The sequence below is a fragment of the Bacillus sp. NPDC094106 genome, from assembly GCF_044764345.1.
Lineage (GTDB): Bacteria > Bacillota > Bacilli > Bacillales > Bacillaceae_G > Bacillus_A.
In genome coordinates this window covers 201,848-221,170 of record NZ_JBIWHY010000007.1, presented here as the reverse complement: position 1 = coordinate 221,170, position 19,323 = coordinate 201,848, and the positions used below count along the sequence as shown (strand labels likewise).

15 protein-coding genes and 4 tRNA genes are annotated in these 19,323 nt (G+C 36.2%); 17 read left to right on the top strand and 2 right to left on the bottom strand.

Annotated features, from left to right (window positions below; genetic code table 11):
• Window positions 1-25: 25 nt before the first annotated feature.
• The 15 genes from dnaB (at window position 26) to ACIQ7L_RS13125 (ending at window position 12,731) form a co-directional block, all read left to right on the top strand.
• Complete coding sequence (gene dnaB / locus ACIQ7L_RS13195; RefSeq protein WP_400569706.1) at window positions 26-1,387, top strand: replicative DNA helicase; 1,362 nt, start codon at window positions 26-28, stop codon at window positions 1,385-1,387.
• Window positions 1,388-1,601: 214 nt separating this feature from the next.
• The gene (locus tag ACIQ7L_RS13190) at window positions 1,602-2,891 is read left to right on the top strand and encodes an adenylosuccinate synthase (RefSeq protein ID WP_400569704.1); all 1,290 of its coding nucleotides are present in this window, start codon (window positions 1,602-1,604) and stop codon (window positions 2,889-2,891) included.
• Between the two features lie 154 nt (window positions 2,892-3,045).
• Window positions 3,046-3,121: transfer RNA gene (locus ACIQ7L_RS13185), tRNA-Lys, on the top strand.
• A 13-nt stretch (window positions 3,122-3,134) separates the two neighbouring features.
• Window positions 3,135-3,206: transfer RNA gene (locus tag ACIQ7L_RS13180), tRNA-Glu, on the top strand.
• An 18-nt stretch (window positions 3,207-3,224) separates the two neighbouring features.
• Window positions 3,225-3,300: transfer RNA gene (locus ACIQ7L_RS13175), tRNA-Asp, on the top strand.
• 42 nt (window positions 3,301-3,342) lie between these two features.
• Window positions 3,343-3,415, top strand: a tRNA-Phe gene (locus ACIQ7L_RS13170).
• 283 nt (window positions 3,416-3,698) lie between these two features.
• Window positions 3,699-4,406 (top strand): cell wall metabolism DNA-binding response regulator WalR, encoded by a 708-nt coding sequence (gene walR / locus ACIQ7L_RS13165; protein ID WP_400569702.1) that lies wholly within the window; start codon window positions 3,699-3,701, stop codon window positions 4,404-4,406.
• 3 nt (window positions 4,407-4,409) lie between these two features.
• The gene (walK, locus tag ACIQ7L_RS13160) at window positions 4,410-6,242 is read left to right on the top strand and encodes a cell wall metabolism sensor histidine kinase WalK (protein ID WP_400569700.1); all 1,833 of its coding nucleotides are present in this window, start codon (window positions 4,410-4,412) and stop codon (window positions 6,240-6,242) included.
• A complete protein-coding gene (locus ACIQ7L_RS13155) occupies window positions 6,239-7,576 on the top strand; it encodes a YycH family regulatory protein (protein WP_400569698.1) in 1,338 nt (445 codons plus the stop codon). Before walK ends, ACIQ7L_RS13155 begins: the two co-directional genes overlap by 4 nt.
• Window positions 7,563-8,405, top strand: a complete 843-nt coding sequence (locus tag ACIQ7L_RS13150) for a two-component system regulatory protein YycI (RefSeq protein ID WP_400569696.1) — start codon at window positions 7,563-7,565, stop codon at window positions 8,403-8,405. The genes ACIQ7L_RS13155 and ACIQ7L_RS13150 overlap by 14 nt, the downstream gene beginning before the upstream one ends.
• Entirely contained in the window at window positions 8,389-9,183 is a 795-nt protein-coding gene (locus tag ACIQ7L_RS13145; RefSeq protein WP_400569694.1) for an MBL fold metallo-hydrolase, read from the top strand. Before ACIQ7L_RS13150 ends, ACIQ7L_RS13145 begins: the two co-directional genes overlap by 17 nt.
• A gap of 63 nt (window positions 9,184-9,246) precedes the next feature.
• Entirely contained in the window at window positions 9,247-10,431 is a 1,185-nt protein-coding gene (locus ACIQ7L_RS13140) for a S1C family serine protease (RefSeq protein WP_400569693.1), read from the top strand.
• 54 nt (window positions 10,432-10,485) lie between these two features.
• On the top strand, window positions 10,486-10,671 hold the full coding sequence (locus tag ACIQ7L_RS13135) for a CxxH/CxxC protein (RefSeq protein WP_400569691.1): 186 nt from the start codon (window positions 10,486-10,488) through the stop codon (window positions 10,669-10,671).
• A 59-nt stretch (window positions 10,672-10,730) separates the two neighbouring features.
• Window positions 10,731-11,210: a 23S rRNA (pseudouridine(1915)-N(3))-methyltransferase RlmH gene (gene rlmH, locus ACIQ7L_RS13130; RefSeq protein WP_400569762.1), complete on the top strand. Its 480-nt coding sequence runs from the start codon at window positions 10,731-10,733 to the stop codon at window positions 11,208-11,210.
• A 642-nt stretch (window positions 11,211-11,852) separates the two neighbouring features.
• The gene (locus ACIQ7L_RS13125) at window positions 11,853-12,731 is read left to right on the top strand and encodes a radical SAM/SPASM domain-containing protein (protein ID WP_400569689.1); all 879 of its coding nucleotides are present in this window, start codon (window positions 11,853-11,855) and stop codon (window positions 12,729-12,731) included.
• Between the two features lie 58 nt (window positions 12,732-12,789).
• On the opposite strand, the gene pepF is transcribed toward ACIQ7L_RS13125, so the two are convergent.
• Window positions 12,790-14,604, bottom strand: coding sequence for an oligoendopeptidase F (gene pepF / locus ACIQ7L_RS13120; protein ID WP_400569688.1), 1,815 nt, complete (start codon window positions 14,602-14,604; stop codon window positions 12,790-12,792).
• 187 nt (window positions 14,605-14,791) lie between these two features.
• Window positions 14,792-15,775: a GMP reductase gene (guaC, locus tag ACIQ7L_RS13115; RefSeq protein WP_400569686.1), complete on the bottom strand. Its 984-nt coding sequence runs from the start codon at window positions 15,773-15,775 to the stop codon at window positions 14,792-14,794.
• Window positions 15,776-16,280: 505 nt separating this feature from the next.
• Here guaC and ACIQ7L_RS13110 point away from each other — a divergent pair.
• Window positions 16,281-17,714, top strand: a complete 1,434-nt coding sequence (locus tag ACIQ7L_RS13110; protein ID WP_400569684.1) for an amino acid permease — start codon at window positions 16,281-16,283, stop codon at window positions 17,712-17,714.
• 260 nt (window positions 17,715-17,974) lie between these two features.
• The gene (gabT, locus tag ACIQ7L_RS13105; protein ID WP_400569682.1) at window positions 17,975-19,297 is read left to right on the top strand and encodes a 4-aminobutyrate--2-oxoglutarate transaminase; all 1,323 of its coding nucleotides are present in this window, start codon (window positions 17,975-17,977) and stop codon (window positions 19,295-19,297) included.
• Window positions 19,298-19,323 lie beyond the last annotated feature (26 nt).

Genomic DNA, 19,323 nt, shown 5'->3' with positions numbered 1-19,323 from the left:
ATAAGTTAGGCAAGGAGGATTGCGTATGAGTGACATACTTGCTGATCGTACCCCTCCGCATAATATAGAGGCTGAGCAGGCAGTGTTAGGGGCTATCTTTCTCGATCAAGATGGGTTAACAGCAGCTTCAGAATTGCTGCTACCGGAATCTTTTTATCGAACAGCACATCAAAAGGTTTTTGGAGTTATGCTTGGATTATCTGATAAAGGAGAACCGATTGATTTAATTACCGTAACAGCAGCACTTGCTGATCAAGGGTTATTGGAAGAAATTGGTGGTGTTTCTTATTTAGCTGAATTAGCCGAAGCTGTTCCAACAGCAGCAAACGTAGAATACTACGCGCGCATTATTGCTGAAAAAGCGCTTTTACGTCGTTTGATTCGAACAGCAACTCATATTGTATCAGATGGATATGAAAGAGAAGATGATGTGGAAGGCCTTTTAAATGAGGCAGAAAAAAAGATATTAGAGGTATCACATCAGACAAATGCAAAAGCATTCCAAAATATTAAGGATGTTCTTGTAGATGCTTACGATAAAATTGAACTTTTGCATAATCAAAAGGGTGAAATCACAGGGATACCGACTGGATTTACTGAATTAGATAAGATGACAGCAGGGTTTCAGCGTAACGATTTAATCATCGTGGCAGCCCGTCCTTCGGTAGGGAAAACAGCTTTTTCGCTGAATATCGCGCAAAACGTAGCGACTAAAACAGATGAAAATGTTGCGATTTTTAGTTTGGAGATGGGTGCAGATCAACTTGTTATGCGTATGCTTTGTGCGGAAGGAAATATTGATGCGCAAAGGCTTCGTACTGGTTCATTAACTTCAGATGATTGGGCAAAATTGACAATGGCAATGGGAAGTCTTTCGAATGCTGGTATATATATCGATGATACACCAGGTATTCGAGTGAGTGAAATCCGGGCGAAATGTCGTAGATTAAAGCAAGAACAAGGGCTTGGAATGATTCTAATCGACTACTTGCAGCTTATTCAAGGAAGTGGGAAGTCAGGTGAGAACCGTCAGCAGGAAGTATCTGAAATTTCTCGTACATTAAAAGGAATTGCACGTGAATTACAAGTGCCTGTTATTGCTTTATCTCAGCTATCTCGTGGTGTTGAATCTCGTCAAGATAAACGCCCGATGATGTCTGATATTCGTGAATCAGGAAGTATTGAGCAAGATGCCGATATTGTGGCGTTCTTGTACCGTGAAGATTACTACGATCGTGAAACGGAAAATAAAAATACGATTGAAATTATTATTGCAAAACAACGTAATGGTCCGGTAGGGTCTGTCGAGCTCGCGTTTGTAAAGGAATTTAACAAATTCGTAAATTTAGAGCGTCGCTTTGATGATGGACATGCACCACCGGCATAGAAAAAGTATAAAAAAGAAACACATTTCTTATAATAAGGTGTGTTTCTTTTTTATGTATAAAAGATAGGGCTTTCATCGTGGGAATACAGAATTCTTACGAACGAAAATGATAAAATACAAAAAAATGTTCGTTTTTAAATTGACTTCTCTTTTCATTTTGGTACAATTATATTGTTTGAAAAGTTCGTTTGAAAATTGCGGAGGTGCTTGAATAATGTCTTCAGTAGTAGTTGTAGGAACACAGTGGGGCGATGAAGGAAAAGGTAAAATTACTGACTTTCTTTCTGAGCATGCGGAAGTAGTTGCAAGATATCAAGGTGGAAATAACGCAGGACATACGATTGTCTTTGGTGGTGTTAAATACAAATTACACTTAATTCCATCTGGTATTTTCTATAAAGAGAAAATTTGTGTAATCGGAAACGGATTAGTAGTAGATCCGAAAGCATTACTTGAAGAGTTAAAATACTTACACGATCGTGGTGTAAGTACTGATAATTTACGTGTAAGTAACCGTGCACACGTTATTTTACCTTATCACTTAAAACAAGATGAATTAGAAGAAGCAAGTAAAGGTGATAACAAAATCGGTACAACGAAAAAAGGTATCGGTCCTGCATATATGGATAAAGCTGCTCGCATTGGTATTCGTATGGCTGATCTTTTAGACCGTGAAGCATTTAAAGAAAAGCTTGAGCGCAATTTAGTACAAAAAAATCGTTTATTTGAAAAGATGTACGATACAGAAGGTTTCAGCGTAGAAGAAATTTTCGAAGAGTACTTCGAGTACGGTCAACAAATCGCGCAATATGTATGTGATACATCTGTTGTATTAAATGATGCACTAGATAACAATCATCGTGTATTATTTGAAGGTGCACAAGGTGTTATGCTTGATATTGACCACGGTACGTACCCATTCGTTACATCTTCTAACCCAATTGCTGGTGGTGTAACAGTTGGAACTGGAGTTGGTCCTGCGAAAGTTACTCGCGTTGTAGGTGTATGTAAAGCATATACAAGCCGTGTAGGTGATGGTCCATTCCCTACTGAGCTTCATGATGAAATTGGTCATCAAATTCGTGAAGTTGGTCGTGAGTATGGAACAACAACTGGCCGTCCTCGCCGTGTAGGTTGGTTCGATAGCGTTGTTGTAAGACATGCACGTCGTGTTAGTGGTTTAACGGATCTATCATTAAATTCTATCGACGTTCTAACAGGTATTCCGACTCTTAAAATTTGTGTTGCTTACAAATATAATGGAGAAGTTATCGATGAAGTTCCAGCAAACTTAAACATTTTAGCGAAATGTGAGCCTGTATACGAAGAACTTCCAGGTTGGACAGAAGATATTACTGGTGTAAGATCATTAGATGCGCTTCCTGAAAATGCACGAAAATACGTAGAGCGTGTTTCTGAGTTAACAGGAATTCAATTATCTATGTTCTCAGTGGGACCAGATCGTAACCAAACGAATATCGTTCGTAACGTATACGAAGCTTAATTGATATAAGAAACTGATTTTTTTAAGAAAAAGCTCATGCTCTCATGAGTTTTTTCTTATCTTTTATAAAAAAAATAAAAAAGGTATTGCAAATATTAAAGATATTATGTTATGATATCTCTTGTCGTCACGAAAATATGACGTTGGTGAGTATGAGCCATTAGCTCAGTTGGTAGAGCATCTGACTTTTAATCAGAGGGTCGAAGGTTCGAGTCCTTCATGGCTCACCATTTTATTTTTCGTGGCCCGTTGGTCAAGTGGTTAAGACACCGCCCTTTCACGGCGGTAACACGGGTTCGAATCCCGTACGGGTCATGTTTTTTTATATTTTTTGGTCCCGTGGTGTAGTGGTTAACATGCCTGCCTGTCACGCAGGAGATCGCCGGTTCGACCCCGGTCGGGACCGCCACTTTTGTTTATACCACCATTAGTGGTTTTATATATATGTTTTGGCTCGGTAGCTCAGTCGGTAGAGCAGAGGACTGAAAATCCTCGTGTCGGCGGTTCGATTCCGTCCCGAGCCACTCTCAGGATATTAGGTGGGCCCACTTAATATCCTTTTTATATTGTGCAATTTTACAAATGAGAGTAGTTATTTTACAATAGAATGAGGAGCCTCTAGCAGTTGAAGCTAGAGGTTTTTCTGTAGATCGTATAGGATTCCGTGTAAAAGTGGATTATACATGATTCTATGAGAATAGAGGAGAAAATACTTAAACAAAGGGTGGCGTCATATAGGGAAAGACTATATAAACATCAATGTGTTTGAGGATAATTGACCATATTTTTATGAGGAGGAAATACACGATGATGGGAAAGAAAATCTTAGTAGTTGATGATGAGAAGCCAATTGCAGATATTTTAAAATTTAACTTAGAAAAAGAAGGTTTTGAAATTGTAATGGCACATGATGGTGATGAGGCCATCGAGAAAGCAAACGAAGAACAACCTGATATGGTTTTATTAGATATTATGTTACCAGGAAAAGATGGACTAGAGGTTTGTCGTGAAATACGTAAAAACTCTGAAATGCCAATTATTATGCTTACTGCGAAAGACTCTGAAATTGATAAAGTATTGGGACTTGAGCTTGGAGCAGATGATTATGTAACAAAACCATTTAGTACAAGGGAATTATTGGCGCGTGTAAAAGCGAATTTACGTCGCCATCAGCAAGGCGGTACAGCAGAAAAAGAAGAAAATACAGAAATGGTTATTGGACCAATTGTTATTAATTCGAATGCATATAGTGTAACGAAACGTGAAGAAAGCATTGAGCTTACGCATCGTGAATTTGAATTGCTACATTATTTAGCGAAGCATTTAGGACAAGTTATGACGCGAGAACATTTATTACAAACAGTTTGGGGTTACGATTATTTTGGGGATGTACGTACAGTAGATGTAACAGTACGTCGTTTGCGTGAAAAAATTGAAGATAATCCAAGTCATCCTACTTTAATTGTAACGAGACGTGGAGTAGGATATTACTTGCGTGACCCAGAGCAGGAATAGTATATGAAGAAAGTTGGTTTTTTTCAATCTATTCATTTGAAATTTGTGCTTATATATATGTTATTAATATTAATAGCAATGCAAGTTATTGGCGTATATTTTGTACGCGAACTAGAGAAAAGTCTTGTACAAAGTTTCAAGGATTCTTTAACGCAGCAAACAAATTTACTTTCTTATAATTTGAAGCAAGAGTTCACAAAAAAGCGTGACAAAAATGAGTCAGTGGATGACGCTATTAGGAAGTCAATTACAGAATTTGCATCAGATCGTAAAAAAGATATTCAAGAGGTAAGTGTTATTGATGAACATAGGCGTTTAATAGCAATCTCAGATTCTTCTAAGCAAAATAAGGTAAATAAGACAACGACAGATATAGCTGTCCAACGGGTACTTGTACAAAAAAAAGCTGAGTCAAAGATTGAAAAAGATGGAAATACAGGCCATCGTGTTCAAGTTATGATTACTCCTATTGAAGGCGAGAATGGTAATCCTTATGGTGTCATTAAGATTGTTGCATCCATGGAAGACGTTTATAAACAGATGAAGGATATCAATCAAATTTTTGCGACTGGGACAGTAATTGCTTTATTAGTAACAGCAGTTCTTGGAATTTTATTAGCTCAGACAATTACAAGACCGATTTCAGATATGCGAAGACAAGCAATTGAAATGGCGAAAGGAAATTACTCTCGCAAAGTAAAAGTTCATAGTCATGATGAAATTGGACAATTGGCACTAGCTTTTAATAATTTATCAAAAAAATTACAACAAGCACGCTCTTCTACGGAAAGTGAAAGACGTAAGTTATCGTCAGTTTTATCACATATGACAGATGGTGTAATTGCTACAGATCGAAAGGGAGATATTATTTTATTAAATGATCCCGCTGAAAAGATGTTAAATGTTTCGCGTGAAACAGCACTTGATCAATCTGTCCTAGAAGTGTTAGGGATCCAAGAGGAGTTTACATTGGATCATCTATATGAAGAACCAGATTCAGTTTTATTAGATTTTAGTACGCGTAATGAACCATATATTTTGCGGGCTAGTTTTTCGGTTATTCAAAAAGAAACTGGTAAAGCGAATGGTTTAATCGCTGTATTGTATGATGTAACGGAACAAGAACGTATTGACCGTGAGCGCCGTGAATTTGTAGCGAATGTATCTCATGAGTTACGAACACCATTAACAACTATGCGTAGTTATTTAGAGGCACTTACTGATGGCGCATGGCAAGATCCAAATATTGCACCACAATTTTTAACGGTTACACAAGAAGAAACAGAAAGAATGATTCGACTTGTAAATGCATTGCTGCAGTTATCTAAATTAGATAGTACAGAACATCGTTTAATGAAAGAATGGGTAGACTTTACTGATTTCTTTAATAATATTATCGATCGTTTTGAAATGTCGAAGGAACAAAATGTTAGTTTCAAACGTTCTTTCTCTAAGAAATCTCGATTTATTGATATGGATGCAGACAAAATCACTCAAGTTTTATACAACATTATTTCAAATGCATTAAAATACTCTCCTGAAGGTGGAACGGTAACATATCGTTTACGCGATCGGGGAGATATGTTAGAAATTAGCGTCAGTGACCAAGGGATGGGAATTCCAAAAGAAAATGTAGAGAAGATTTTTGAGCGTTTTTATCGTGTTGATAAAGCGCGCTCGAGACAGATGGGTGGAACAGGTCTCGGTTTAGCTATCGCCAAAGAGATGATTGAAGCACATGGTGGATCTATTTGGGCGAAGAGTGAGGAAGGTAAAGGAACGACGATTTACTTTACTCTTCCAATGGCGAAGGAAGAAGAGGACGATTGGGAATGAATATGGAAAACTTTAAAACCATTGTTCTAATTAATCTAGTTGTCATTAGCCTGTTTCTTACCTTTAATTTATGGACATATGTACCTGATTCTAATTCAATGCAAAGTACAAAATTCGTCGAAGGTAATGCAGATGCACTAAAACAAGATATTTCAAATGTAATTGTTCCGTCTTCTATAATTGTTCATAAAGATAAGAAGCATTTCGTGAGTGAAAAGCAAGGGAATATAGACTTAATATATACCTTTCTTGAGAAAGGACAATTACATGATTGGACGGATATCACAAATACAGTTTCTAAAGGTGATTTTCTTTCTTATGTACATGGGGAAGGGAAAATCGAAATTATATTTCCTACAGAGATTCCGTTTGATGCGATTAGAGGCGTGTTAACAATTAAGGATAAGAAGTTGGAAAATCGAAGCTTTGATCGTATTATTATCGATTCTTCAAGAAGCCGAGATCAAAATATTGAAGTGAATTTTGTTTCTTATGGCAATCGTGAAATCTATAAAATGACATTAACTGGTGTAAATGTAAAGGATATTGTAAATGCACAAAATCAATTTGTAGCATTGGCAAAACCTTATTTTGAGTATGATATAAATGATACGAAAAAAATATTCTTACCAGATGGAATGACAGAAATCAGTAGCCTACTCTATATCCCCACTTACTTGGGAATAGACTCGTTTAAGAATGCATTATTTAGTGATCCGCGTTATGCAACTCTTATTTCTGATAAGTCAGAAGAGACATACACAGATGGTATTCATTCTATGCAAATTAAACAGAATGGTGTAATGCTAGAGTACACAAATTCATCTGTACCTAGTGATAGGCATATGCAAGATTCTCTTCTTGTACAAAAGAGTTTTGAATTTGTTAATGGGCATAACGGTATAACAGAAGGCTATCGATTTAACTATATAAACTCCAAGGGAGAAACAAAATTTCGTTTGTATGAGGACGGCCTACCTGTATTTAATAAGGATGGGATGACGGAATTAAAACAAGTATGGGGAGCAGAAGAATTAATTAGCTATAAAAGACCCTTATTTAAATTCAAAAATATTAGTCCTGAGGATAAGAAGGTACTTCCAACTGGTTGGGTTGTTACTCAATCATTAGAAAATAATCCTGAGATAGATAAAAAATTGATTCAAAATATCGGAATTGGTTATAAATTAGTGCCAGAAAATGAACCGTATGCTACAGGTGAAAAACCCGCAAGTGGAACTTTAAAACCAATTTGGTATGTGGAGTATGGGGAAAATCATGAAGTGCGTGAGTGGAGTGAAGAGGAGGGGGGAAAGCTAATTGGACTGGAATAGAATTAAAACAATATTCATTGTTACCTTTTTTGTTTTAGACCTCTTTCTCGTGTTTCAATTCATTCAAAAGCAAGATAGTAACCAGTTAGAACTCATGACGGAAACACAAGTGGATCAGCAATTAAAAGCTGATAAAATTACGGTTGGTGATTTACCTAAGGAATCAAAGAAAGATTCCTTTATTATCGCGAAAAATAAGACTTTTAAAGAAGAAGATATTCATTCTTTGAAAAATCAAACCCCTAGCTTACAGGATGAGTCAAAAACAATTGTAAGTTACTTAAAGGAACCATTGTTAAACGCAAAAACACCATCTAAAGATAAGTATAGTGAGTTTTTGAAAAATTATGTGTTAGATGGACAAAAGTATGAGTTTGGAAAAGCGGATGGATCGAAAATTTATTTCTTTCAAAAGTATAAAGATAAACCTATTTTTTATAATGAGCAAGGGATGATTGTTGTTGATTTAAATGAGAAGAATGAGATTGTTTCGTATAAGCAAACCATGTTAACTGATTTAGAAGAAATGGGTGAAAATGAAAAAGCAAAAGAGCAAGAAATTATTACAGCTCAAACAGCTTTAGAAAATTTATACTTGAAGAATGAAATAAAGAAAAATACGCATTTTAAAGAAGTAAAAATTGGCTATGCAACTATTGTTGCTTTGCATGAGTCTAATAAACAAGTACTTGCTCCAACATGGAATTTAAAAACAGAGCAAAAAGAGGATTTCTTTGTGAATGCTATTGAAGGACAAGTTATTAAGTTAAGAAAAGAGAAGGAAAACGAAAAGGATAATGGAGTGAGCGGGAATGAGTCTGCATTTTAGTGTACTTGCAAGTGGCAGTACAGGAAATGCGTTATATGTAGGAACTGAGAAACAAAAATTGCTTGTTGATGCAGGATTGAGTGGTAAAGCGACAGAGGCTTTATTTAAACAAGCTGAGTTAAATATCCAAGATATATCAGGTATTCTCGTAACACATGAACATAGTGATCATATTAAGGGTCTTGGTGTTTTAGCACGGAAGTATCAGCTACCTGTGTACGCAAACGAAAAAACGTGGAATGCAATGGAACATTTAATCGGGAACATTCCAACTGATCAAAAATTTATTTTCTCAATTGGTGATGTAAAAACATTTGGAGATATTGAAGTTGAGTCATTTGGTGTATCGCATGATGCGGCAGAACCAATGTTTTATGCTTTTCATCATAATGGTAGAAAATTAGCTCTTATTACAGATACGGGTTATGTAAGTGACCGTATGAAGGGGATTATTAAAGGAGCAAATGCTTTTGTATTTGAAAGCAATCATGATGTTGAAATGCTTCGTATGGGACGCTATCCGTGGAGTATTAAAAGACGTATTTTAAGTGATGTAGGCCACGTTTCCAATGAAGATGCTGCACTCGCGATGACAGATGTTATCACGGACGAGACGAAACATATTTATTTAGCGCATTTAAGTTTAGATAACAACATGAAAGAATTAGCACGTATGTCTGTAGCACAAGTACTGGAAGAAAAAGGATTTGGGGTTGGAGAATCGTTTGAAATACATGATACTGATCCAAAGAATCCCACGAAAATTCAATACGTATAATTCTTGATTTTAGTAAACAATAAAGGTGAATATAGTTGTTTTCAGGAAGATAGGTGAACAAGTATGTCCTTTATTGATGAAGAAGAGTTTCGTATGAAAAGAACAAACAAAAGGAAGCACAAAGGTATCATTATTTCTAGCGTAGCAGGAACAATCGTTGGAGCTTCATTATTTGCGTTTGGGGCCCCTTTGTTTTCTGAATCTGGAACTGGCTCTTTACAGCAAGCTGAGGCAAGTGATGGGAATATGGCAGTTAAACAATCACAAACAGCGAATCACGTTGGTTTGGTAGATGCTGTTGATCGTACATCGGAAGCGGTTGTTGGTGTAATAAACATCCAGCGTGATAATTTTTCAGAGGCAGATTCAGAAGCTGGAACAGGATCAGGCGTCATTTATAAGAAAACAGATAGTCATGCTTATATCGTAACGAACCATCATGTTGTTGCCGGGGCGAATCGCATTGAGGTAAGCTTAAGCAATGGCAAAAAGATTCCTGCTAAAATATTGGGTAGCGATGTAGTCACAGATTTAGCTGTTTTAGAAATAGATGCAAAGCCTGTAAAGAAGGTAATTGAGATTGGTGATTCTAATACGCTTCACCGAGGAGAGCCAGTTATTGCAATCGGGAATCCACTTGGATTACAATTTTCAGGGACCGTAACGCAGGGGATTATTTCTGCAAATGAGCGAATTGTTCCTGTAGATTTAGACCAAGATGGGCATTATGATTGGCAAGTGGAGGTATTACAAACTGATGCTGCTATTAACCCAGGGAATAGCGGTGGAGCGCTTGTAAATGCAGCTGGACAACTAATTGGGATCAACTCGATGAAAATCGCAGCAAAAGAAGTAGAAGGAATTGGATTAGCCATTCCTGTTACAAGAGCAGTTCCTGTTATGAATGAGCTTGAAAAATACGGAAAAGTAAGAAGACCGTATGTTGGAATTGAACTTAGATCACTAAATGAAATTCCGAATTATTATTGGTCTAAAACATTGCATTTACCAGATAGTGTAACAGATGGGGTTTGTATTTTAGATGTGAAGAGTCCATCGCCTGGTACGGATGCAGGGCTCAGAGAATATGATGTAATTGTAGCAGTAGATGGGAAGCCAATACATGATATTATTGGTTTTCGAACGGCCTTATATAATAAAAAAATCGATGATAAAATGACTCTTACATTTTATCGTGGTACTAAACGAGCAACAACAACGGTTAAGTTAGCCAGTCAAAATTATTAAAAAACAGGAGGACTGCCCTCCTGTTTTCTATTGTGAAAAAGTGAGGTGAGAACTATGAATTTACCTTGTTGTTTAGAGCATGTAGAATTAGCACTAGATATTATTGTGGATGAATGTGAAGTGGCGCCGGTTATCAACAGTGTGGATAACTCAGAAAAAGAACAAAAAACATGTGAATTTTGTCAAAAAAAGGCGACATATGTTGTATCGAACACAGATTCTCACACAATATGTGGGTAATGCATGTGGATATGTGGATAAGTTTTGTGGATAACGTGTTTGTAAAGTGGGGAATACATGTGAATATCTCGGTTATTTCAATCGGAAAATTAAAGGAAAAATATTTGAAACAAGGTATTGCAGAATACTTAAAACGATTATCATCTTATGCCAAAGTAGAAATTATTGAATTACCGGATGAGAAAGCACCGGAAAACTTAAGTGAAGCAGAAATGTTAATTGTAAAAGAAAAAGAGGGCATACGTATATTGGATAAAATTTCAGATGATACGCATGTCATTGCGCTGGCTATTGAAGGTAAACAAAAATCATCAGAAGAATTTGCTGAAGGGCTAGATCGCCTTGCTACATATGGGAAAAGTAAAATAGCATTTGTAATTGGAGGGTCACTTGGACTGAGTTCAGAAGTGATGAAGCGCTCTAATGAATCCCTTTCATTCTCAAAGATGACGCTGCCGCATCAATTGATGAGATTAGTGCTTTTAGAGCAAGTGTATCGAGCATTTCGGATTAATCGTGGGGAACCGTATCATAAGTAACTGATTTTTTTGAGGAGTGGTTCAATGGATTGCTCTTTTTTATTGAGAAGTTTATTGAAGTAATGGATCCACTTCTACTTTTGATGCCTGACTAAAGAAATAAAAATTTATAATTTGGGTATTGAATGATGAAATTTAATTTATATTTGCAATTATAAGTTGAAATATTATTCTATTAATGAATATTTCAACTTATAAAAAATGCCTTGACCTGTTAGAAAAACAACAGGCTAAGGCATTTTTTCATCTTATAACATAAATGTTTACGAGAACTGATAAGGTACAGGATGCCATTCCTCATTTTAAGATATGGTACCATTTATTGTTAAAATAATTGTTATCACTGACACAACCGAGTAAAGTGATACGATTCCCCATCCAACCATCCGTTTCCACCGGGGATTAGCGTGTTCTCCCATAACCTTTCGATTGTTGGTAAGCGGAACCTTTTCTCAACAGTTAAGGTAGTATATACAAACTATAAGAAATGAGTGAAATACAATTAGATTCTTCTAAATAGAGAAAATGGTAACATTAGTTTCCTTGAATAAGCATGTTCCCATTTCTGAAAAATTGTGCTGTAATAGTGATAGAACAATATTTTATCCTGTTCTAAGTAGTCAAAGAAGTGGGGAATTGAGGTTGAAAAAGTTTAAGAAGTTTTATTTAGAGATTACTAGTGTATGTAATCTCGCATGCAGCTTTTGTCCGCCAACAGAACGACAGAAGCAATTTCTTTCTGTGGAGGAGTTTTCTAAGAGATTAGACCAGATTAAACCTCACACAGACTACATTTATTTACATGTAAAAGGTGAGCCGCTGCTCCATCCTAAAATAGATCAATTATTAGACCTAAGTCATGAAAAAGGGTTTAAAGTTAATATTACAACCAATGGAACGTTAATTAATAAAAAGAGGCATAAATTATTAAATAAACCTGCACTAAGGCAGATGAATTTTTCACTTCATAGTTTTGATGGTCATCCAGGATCTGAAGATAAAGAAGGATATGTAAGAAGCATCCTTTCCTTTATTAAAGAAGCAACGAGTCAATCAGAATTAATTGTTTCGCTGAGACTATGGAACCTGACGCAAGACAATAAGACGAATCTTGAAATACAAAGAAACAGACAATTACTAGAAATCATTGAGAAAGAATTTGATTTACAGTACAAAATTGAAGAGAGGATCACACCAGGAAGCGGTGTGAAGATTGCGGATCGTATCTTCATCAATCAAGATTACGAATTTCAGTGGCCGGCCTTGCATGAAGAAGAGGATGATGGAAAGGGCTTCTGTCATGGTCTTCGAAATCAAGCAGGTATTTTAGCGAACGGAACTGTTATTCCTTGTTGTTTAGATGGGGAGGGAATCATTAACCTTGGAAATATTAATGAGGCCTCGTTTTCAGAAATTATCGAAAGGGATAGAGCGAAAAATCTGGTAGATGGATTTTCACGGAGAGTGGCAGTGGAGGAACTATGTAGAAAATGTGGGTATCGTAAAAGGTTTGGGAAATAAGAAATGAGGCCTCATAAGAACGATAAATACATTCTCATGAGGTCTTGTTTTTTTAGTATTATTGATAAGAACGCTCTAATTCATCAATTAATGAACCGACATAAGAAACAGCTTTGCGAATTGGGTCTGGTTTCGACATATCAACTCCAGCATGCTTCATTAGTTCAAGTGGTTCCATCGTTCCGCCTGCACGCAGTACATCGAGCCAACGATTAACAGCTGGCTGCCCCTCTTCTTGAATTAATTGGGATACGGCAGTCGATGCAGTTAAGCCAGCAGAATATGTGTATGAATATAAGCCCATATAATAATGAGGTTGACGCATCCACGTTAGGCCTGCTCCTTCATCAATCTCAACCGTATCGCCCCAGAACCCTGAAAGAACAGCTGTTTTTACTTCTGTTAAGGTTGTTGCAGTGAGGGCCTTCCCATCCTCAGCTAAAGCGTATACTCTACGTTGATAGTCTGCTTCAAGTAAATGGGTAACAAAGTTATGATAATAAGTTCCTAGTAGCTGCAAGATAACCCAGCGGCGCATTCTTTTATCTTCATTTGTAGCGAGTAAATGTTGAGCTAGTAGCATTTCATTCATTGTAGACGGTGCTTCAATGAAATACATGGATGGACGAACATTCATTATACGTTGATTTTTATTTGCTAAATAAAAATGCCCAGCATGTCCAAATTCATGTGCCAATGTAAAACAACCGCGCATGTTATCTTGCCATGTAATAAGGATATAAGGATGTGATCCATACGGGCTAGAGCAGAAGGCACCAGTTGATTTTCCAACGTTATCTGCAAGATCTACCCATCTTTCTTTAAAACCCTTTTCCATGATCTCACTGTACTCAGGACCTAATACTTTTAAAGATTCTAGAATGAGTTTACTAGCTTCCTCATAAGTAATTGTTGGATTGAAATCTGGGTCTAGTGGTGCTTTCAAGTCACAAAAAAGCATTTGTTCAAGTCCTAATACTTTCTTTTTAAGCTTAGCAAAGCGGCGCATATGAGGTGCCAATTCTTTATAAATAATATCTATTTGATTGTTATACATTTCGAATGTGACTTTTTGTGGATCCAAAAGCATATGAGTAGCAGATTCATACTTACGCAAACGAGCGAGTGTAACTTGTTTTGTCACCTCTGTGGCATAGGTAGTAGCAACGGTGTTTTTATATTGTTTTAGCGTTGAAACGAAAGATGTATACGCTTTTCTACGAATATCTGTGTTAGGAGAAAATTCATAACGACTTTCAAATAATGCAAAGGATACTGGTAATTCCGTACCCTGTTCATCCTGAATAGGAGAAAACGTCATATCAGCCAGCTTAGTCATTCCATAAATTTTATAAGGAGCCCCATGGACTTCACCAAGTGCTGCAAGAACTTCTTCTGTTTCTGGTGAAAGCTTATGCTTTCTCGATTCAAGAATTTCTAGTAGTGATTTCCGGAAAGATTCAAGCTCTGTTTCTTCCTGAAGATATCTTTCAATCGTCCCTTCTTCTAATGTGAGAATTTCAGTCGGAATAAAAGATAAAGCTGTATATAATTTCGTGCCCAAGGTAGAAATTTTTGATGAATTTGCCTGAATAATTGGATCTGTTCGATCTGTAGATTCATTTAAGCTTGCGAAGGCCACAAGCTTAATCAATTTCATTAAAAGCTGCTCTTGTAGGAGTAAGCAATCTAATAAAGTTTTTGATCCGGTATGTAATTTCGTTTTAAAGGCATCAATTTTCTTCATCTCTTCTTCTAATTCTTTTCGTGCATTCTCCCAATCTTGATCGGATGCATATAAATCGGTGAGATCCCATGTTAATTCGGGAGAGACTTCTGAACGAGTAAGGCGTTTTTCTATTACATTTTTCATCTTTAATATCCTCCGTATTTTTTATGATATCTAACAACATAATACTAGAAAATTCAGTAAATTGGAATAAATTATATACTTAGTATAATTTATTAAAGAAATCTCTTGAAAAATAAAAAATGAGCAAGTACAAAATAAAGTACTGTGCTCATTTTTAGTTCTATATTCTAAATGACAAATAATCTTCTTAATATACTTTATCCCCATTAAAAATAGAATTTTTAACGACAACATAATCTACAGTACGGATTGCTTCTAATTTTGTTCCACCAGCGTAAGAAATGGAAGATTGAAGATCTTGTTCCATTTCAATCAACGTATCTTCTAAAGAACCTTTATGCTCGACAAACATCTTTTTACCTTCGACGTTTTTCTTTTCACCTTTTTGGAACTCTGAAGCTGAACCAAAATATTCTTTATAAAGCTTACTGTCTTTTTCAATTGTTTCCCCTGGAGATTCCTCATGACCAGCAAATAGTGAACCGATCATAACCATAGTTGCACCAAATCGAATTGATTTCGCTACATCACCATGTGTACGAATACCACCGTCAGCAATAACTGGTTTACTTGCAGCTTTTGCACACCAACGAAGTGCAGCTAATTGCCAACCGCCAGTTCCAAATCCAGTTTTAATTTTCGTAATACATACCTTACCAGGTCCAATGCCTACTTTCGTTGCGTCGGCACCAGCATGTTCTAATTCCCTTACTGCTTCTGGAGTTCCTACATTCCCTGCAATAACAAAACTTTCAGGTAAGTATTTCTTAATATGTTGAATCATTTTTATCACAGCATTGGAATGGCCATGTGCGATATCTATTGTAATGTATTCAGGTAAAAACTGTTCAGCAGCTAATTGCTGTACGAATTCATACTCTTCTTCTTTAACCCCAACACTTATGGATGCAATTAATCCACGTGAATGCATATCTTGAATGAATGAGATACGTTTTTCTGGTTCAAAACGATGCATAATATAAAAATAATTATTTTCAGCTAAGTAAGTTGCAATTTTTTCATCTATAATCGTTTGCATATTTGCAGGTACAACAGGTAACTTAAATGTATGTTTTCCTAAAGCTACGCTTGTATCACATTCAGAACGACTGTTCACTATACATTTTGCAGGAATTAATTGAATATCTTCATAGTCAAATACATTTTCCATCATTTACACCCCTAAATACGAATGATTTACTATTTTTATATAAAATTGTTCGTCCAATTGGTAATGTACATCATTTTCCTCAATAAGTCAAAGTTTTTAGTATTTATATATCAAATAGGGATAAATTGTTAAAATAATTCTTGAATATTCAGTATATTTGTATTATTATTACTATATTATCCGATGACAGAGATTAGCCTCCCTGCAAAACCGGGTATTGTTACACTTAATTAAATAAAGGATAATTGGCTTCTTTCCACTTGAACTTCCTTAGCAGGAAGACGAGCCATAAGGATAGGGACAGTAAAATCCAATGTGATTTCTTACATTGTTTTTCTGGCTCTTTTTATTTTACCTATACATAAGGAATGAGTAGGAGAGCTTATAGGTGATATTCAGAAAGCGTTATCAATTATTCTGGTTTTTGATGAATCATGTAAGTTATGTATGTGTGGTTACTATAATGAATGGATCTTCGAAAATAAAATTATAGGTTGGTGATCTTTTGGCTAATGTAAAAAATGAATTGCAAAAAGAGCTAAAAACCAGGCATATAACGATGATTTCAATTGGGGGGGTTATTGGAGCTGGGTTATTTGTTGGGAGTGGGACAATCATTCGTACAACGGGTCCTGGTGCAATACTGTCTTATATCATCGGAGCTTTAATTGTTGTATTAGTAATGCGTATGCTCGGAGAGATGGCAGCAGAAAATCCTGATAGTGGTTCCTTTTCAACATATGCACATAAGGCTATTGGACCTTGGGCAGGATATACAATCGGTTGGTTATATTGGTTCAACTGGGTCATTATTGTAGCAATCGAGGCAGTGTTATTAGGCGCGATGATTAACAATTGGTTTCCTTCTATACCGGCATGGCTTGCTAGTGTATCAATGATTATTCTGATGACAATTACAAATATTTATTCTGTAAAATTGTATGGGGAATTTGAATATTGGTTAGCGCTTATTAAAGTTACAGCGATACTTGTATTTTTAGGTTTGGGTATTGCAATGATTATAGGAATTGTTCCAGGGGTGGAAAGACCAAGTTTATCCATTATTTCTGAAAATGGCGGTTTCTTTCCGAAGGGGATCCTTCCGGTATTTCTTAGTGTTGTATTTATTTCCTTTTCTTTGTCTGGAAGTGAAGTAGCAGCTATTGCAGCAGGTGAATCGGAAAATCCAGAAAAAAATGTAATAAAGGCAATTAACGCTGTTGTATGGCGGCTAATGCTTTTCTTTGTTGGTTCTGTTTCAATTTTAGTTATTTTCATTCCTTGGAACAATGAATCATTATTACAATTTCCATATGCGAGTTTATTTCATATGGCGGGAATTCCCGCAGCTGCTGAAATTATGAATGGGGTTGTATTTCTTTCTTTATTATCCGTTTTAAATTCAGGATTATATACCAGTTCTCGCATGTTGTTTTCCCTCGCTAAAAAGGGTGATGCCCCTAAATTGTTCTCCAAATTAAATAGTAGAGGAGCGCCAATTTGGGCAATACTTGCAAGTATATTATTTGCATTTATTTGTGCGATGCTTAAATTTTTGTCACCAGATAAATTATTTGCATTTTTAGCAAATAGTTCAGGTGGAGTCACAATGCTTATGTATATGTTTGTTGCAGTTTCCCATATTAAATTGAGAAGAATAGCTGAAAAAGAAGGACCGGAAAAATTAAAAGTAAAAATGTGGCTATTTCCGTATTTAACTTACGCGACCCTTTGCGTGATTGTTGCTATATTTGTTTCTCAAGTATTTATAGAAGATATGCGTATGCAATTTTATCTTACACTGCTTGCAACTGCCATTGTTATAGTTTCTTATTTTTGGAGATTTAGAAATGGAAGGATACCAGTAAAGAGTGAGAAAACGGAATTAGATGAGCTGACAATGATGAAAAATTCGGGGATCAGTTTGGAGGAAAAATAAGGGGTAATTTCTATATATACATCAATTAAAAAACCGACATAAAACCCCTCTTTTTAGGCGGGAGAGAGCATCTGGCCATGCATAGAAACGGTCAGGGCCTTTTTCTACCACATGCGAAGTAAAAACAGAAAGAGCAAACGAGTGTGGGTTACTTTTTATTCTGCATCGCAGGAATTTAGATGTCGAAAAATTAAAATGGATTTATATAGGTTTAAGTGGGAAGAGAATTTTAAAATGATAGAGTAAAAGGGGTATGCTAAATGTTAAAAGAAAATATTGTAACGACAAAATCTGATATTTTACATGAGAGAAGAAATAATGCGGTGCCTGTAGGTCCATATAATATTACTCATTTATATGTTCAATCTGCAAAAGGGGCCATTATTACAGATGTAGATGGAAACGAATTAATAGACTTTGCGGGTGGAATTGGCATGCAAAATGTTGGCCATTGTCATCCGAAAGTAGTGAAGGCGATTCAAGAGCAGGTTGCAAACTCCATTCATAGTTGTTTTCACGTTGCTCCATACGAAAGTTATATTGCGTTAGCTGAGAGATTTAATGAGCTTACACCGGGAAATTTTCCAAAGAAAACAATGTTTGCAAATAGCGGTGCAGAAGCAGTAGAAAATGCGGTGAAAATAGCGCGTAAGGCTACGGGGCGAAGTGCTATTGTTTCATTTGAACGTGCATATCATGGACGTACATTCATGACAATGTCTCTTACGAGTAAAGTGAAACCTTATAAACATGGATTTGGACCATTTGCCCCAGATGTGTATAAACTTCCATATCCGTATTATTATCGTGCAGAAGAAGGAATGACAAAAGAAGAAGTGGATCAAAAGATTTTGGATTATTTCGAACGTTTTATGTTAGAGGAAGTTGCCAGTGATAATATTGCCGCAATTATTTTAGAACCACTTCAAGGAGAGGGCGGTTTTATTGTACCAACTGCTACTTTTGTAAAAGGGGTAAGAGACCTTTGCGATAAATATGGAATTTTGATGATTGCGGATGAAATTCAAACAGGATTTGCTCGTACAGGAAGCTTATTTGCAATGGATTCCTTCGGTGTAGCACCTGATTTAATGACATTTTCAAAATCAATTGCGGCAGGGATGCCACTTAGTGCTGTTACAGGGCGTGCTGAGTTAATGGATGCACCAGGTCCTGGACAACTTGGGGGTACTTTCTCAGGAAGCCCAGCTTCTTGTGCAGCTGCTTTAGCAGTTTTAGACGTAATTGAAGAAGAAAATTTAGTGAAGCGTGCTCAAATTATTGGTCAGCGTATGATGGATGCATTTAATAGTTGGAAAGATAAATATGATGTGATTGGGGACGTTAGAGGTCTCGGTGCTATGACGGCTATTGAACTTGTGAAAGATCGTAATACAAAAGAGCCTGCAAGTGAAGAGGTTAAAACTGTTATGCAAGAAACACATAGTAAAGGCTTAATTACGATAAGTGCTGGGGTTTATGGAAATATACTGCGTTTCTTACCACCACTTGTTATAACAGATGAACAACTTGAAGAAGGACTTGATATTCTTGAATCAGCAATTGCTAACGTATCTAAATAATAAAGAACAATTAATTGTTAAGCTGG